Here is a 2,724-nt window from a genome sequence, read left to right on the forward strand (position 1 = left end):
ATCGCTCGTGCTTTGATTACTCACCCTAAACTTTTAATCTGTGATGAACCCGTGAGTATGTTAGACGCCAGTGTGCAGTCGCAAGTGCTGGATTTGATGTTGCAATTAAAAGAAGAGTTTGAGTTAACTTATCTATTCATCACTCACGATCTTTGGTTAGCTCGATTTTTGTGCGATCGTATTGCCGTAATGAATGGCGGTAAAATTGTCGAACTCGGTCTTACAAAAAAGATTTTTGCCAATCCTCAGCATCCTTATACCAAAACCTTACTAGCAGCTGCCCCATTACTAGCACGCGCTTAACTAAGTAAAATTAGGAGTTAGAAGTTTTAAACTCCTAACTTCTGTACAGACGCGATTAATCGCGTCTCCTAACTCTCTTCCCTTCCCTCAAGTAATTTAGTTCCTTCTCCACTCGATCCATATAGCTCAACAAACCTTTTAAACAGCAACGCACTCTCGTGATTTGAAGTCCTACTTAAGTTGAATAAACGCTCTATATTTTTATCAGCTAAAGCTTTTAGGTACGGCAAATCTTCAAAAAGTGTCAAACAAGAAGCAAAATGCAATATTATTTGTAATAATGGCTTTGGCCACTCTAAGTCACTATAAATATCTATAAACAACTGATGTTCTGAGTCAGTTAAAGGGAAAGCATTAAATATCACAATTATCCTTTTGTGATTATAGACTGGAATACTCAGTTCAACAGTGTAGGGAGTATGTAATATTAAATCCACATCCACAGTTGGCTGCCGCCAAATTCTCAAAGGATTAGCTGGTGAATCTAATATCGTTTGAAATGTGATTTTACCACCAACATTTGTAGTTTGAAACTGGCTGATATTAAGAATTTTAAGATTATTAAGGCTAAATCTATGAACTGTTTCTAAATGTTTTAAGTTCAATAGATGATAAATTTGGCAAATATAGGGGAAAGGTAAAATATACTCCTGGCTAATCATGTGTAGCTTTCTTATTTGCAGCTTGTTAGCTTGAGTACGAGCGAGATATTCTTGATATTGGGTGGGGTCTAAATCATTGCTATTGAAGCTTTCTTCTGGCTTTAAATATAGCCAACTCATAAAAAAGAAAGAGGCTGTAAATAGCTGAAATATTTCTATAGCAGATAAAGAACCATCGGCAAATACAGCTATACTTCTATCGGTTATCCCGAAAAGCCAAGATGGAATACCAAAAAGCCAAATGCTATTTTTTATTTTATCTATAAAAAGCGCTATTTCGACAATATTTGGAATATTACTATCTTGATTTTTTAAACAATTAATAGACATAACAGGTTCACTTAATTTTAATCTATAGATTTGATGCTTATGTGTATGCTTATATTTATATTGATTAATTTTAAGGACTTATTAATGGTGACAACCTCTATCTTGAGTTATATATAAAACTTGTACTGATTAATACGAACTTAAAATCAGTTTTGTAAATATGACTGCAAAATATAATTTAGTGTTAGACATAAACCTAAATTCTATATGTATAAAAACATAATTGAATTGCCTGTAAATCTTGCTAATAAAGGATTTATACGTTTTCAAAGGATAAAAGCTTATAGTAAAAATGTTGCTGCAATATTTATGTACACTGAATTTTAAAAAAACAAATTATCTCAACAGTAAAAAAATACTATATAAATATTCAGAGAAAAGATTTGATTTTTCCTGACATAATAGAACTATCTATTTCTTTAGGATGAATGCTGAACGATGCGTTAGGAATAAAACTTAGAATTTAAAAGTAAGGAGTTATAAAGTCTCTCTGTTACACAAAATACAGTAGGTAGTGCGTTTGAATTTTCCTCTAGTTATAGCAACGGTGGTGTCTTTCGTAGTGGTCTATCGCATACTTGCTAGTAGAGTTAGCAATTATCTGATGTAAGGTACGAGTCCCCTACCTGGTAAAGTATCTGTGACAATCACGATAGAATCCGTAGAATTGCTACTGTTAACACTGTATTATTTTTAAATATTTTCTGAAGATTTTTTCCGAGACAGTATCAATGACTATTCGCCATGCGACTGAAACTGACTTGCCTGCAATTGTGGCAATTTACAACACCGCAATTCCCAGCCGCATGGCAACCGCTGACTTAGAACCAGTATCAGTGGAAAGTCGCCTTGCTTGGTTTAAGGGGCGATCGCCTTCACAACGGCCACTTTGGGTAATTGAAGTAGATGGAGTAATCGCTGGATGGCTTAGTTTCCAATCCTTTTATGGGCGACCCGCTTATAGTAAGACTGCCGAAATTAGTATTTACATAGCCCCTAGCTTTCATCGGTGTGGCTTGGGACGGCAACTCTTAGCACAAGCAATTAACGAAAGTCCTAGTTTAGGTATAAAGAGCCTAGTTTGCTTCATCTTTGCCCACAATCAGCCCAGTTTAAAACTCTTTGAAACGTTTGGCTTTCAGCGCTGGGGACATTTACCTAACATTGCCGAACTTGATAGTGTTGAACGGGACTTAGTGATCATGGGACTACGAATTAGTAAACCTGTTGTTTAAAGCGATCGCACAAGTGATGATCCGCCTCATTTTATTTAAATTACAATCCTCATACTCAAATCCAGCCACTTTGACTGAGTAATCGGCGCACTGCTCGAAATATAGTCAACACCCGTTTCCGCCACAGCGCGAATCGTTTCCAAATTCACATTCCCCGAAGCTTCAATTTTCACTCGGCTATCCTGCTCACGAAT

The 2,724-nt window shown here is 35.9% G+C and carries 2 protein-coding genes and 2 pseudogenes; 2 read left to right on the top strand and 2 right to left on the bottom strand.

The features are described 5' to 3' along the window. Positions 1 to 303: pseudogene (locus RRG12_RS42605) on the top strand (ABC transporter ATP-binding protein); the annotation flags it as partial. 68 nt (positions 304 to 371) lie between these two features. Here the strand turns inward: RRG12_RS42605 and RRG12_RS42610 are convergent. Beyond that, positions 372 to 1,295, bottom strand: a complete 924-nt coding sequence (locus RRG12_RS42610) for a hypothetical protein (RefSeq protein ID WP_420760942.1) — start codon at positions 1,293 to 1,295, stop codon at positions 372 to 374. Between the two features lie 731 nt (positions 1,296 to 2,026). Between RRG12_RS42610 and RRG12_RS42615 the strand changes: the two genes are divergently transcribed. Then, positions 2,027 to 2,530, top strand: coding sequence for a GNAT family N-acetyltransferase (locus RRG12_RS42615; RefSeq protein ID WP_420760941.1), 504 nt, complete (start codon positions 2,027 to 2,029; stop codon positions 2,528 to 2,530). 35 nt (positions 2,531 to 2,565) lie between these two features. Here the strand turns inward: RRG12_RS42615 and RRG12_RS42620 are convergent. Further along, positions 2,566 to 2,724: pseudogene (locus RRG12_RS42620) on the bottom strand (nicotinate-nucleotide diphosphorylase (carboxylating)); the annotation flags it as partial.

It is taken from the genome of Nostoc sp. CALU 546, from assembly GCF_048836525.1.

Bases quoted from the DNA above. Each gene is read 5' to 3' on its own strand.
- RRG12_RS42610 (WP_420760942.1), bottom strand. From the start codon at position 1,295: ATGTCTATTAATTGTTTAAAAAATCAAGATAGTAATATTCCAAATATT.
- RRG12_RS42615 (WP_420760941.1), top strand. From the start codon at position 2,027: ATGACTATTCGCCATGCGACTGAAACTGACTTGCCTGCAATTGTGGCA.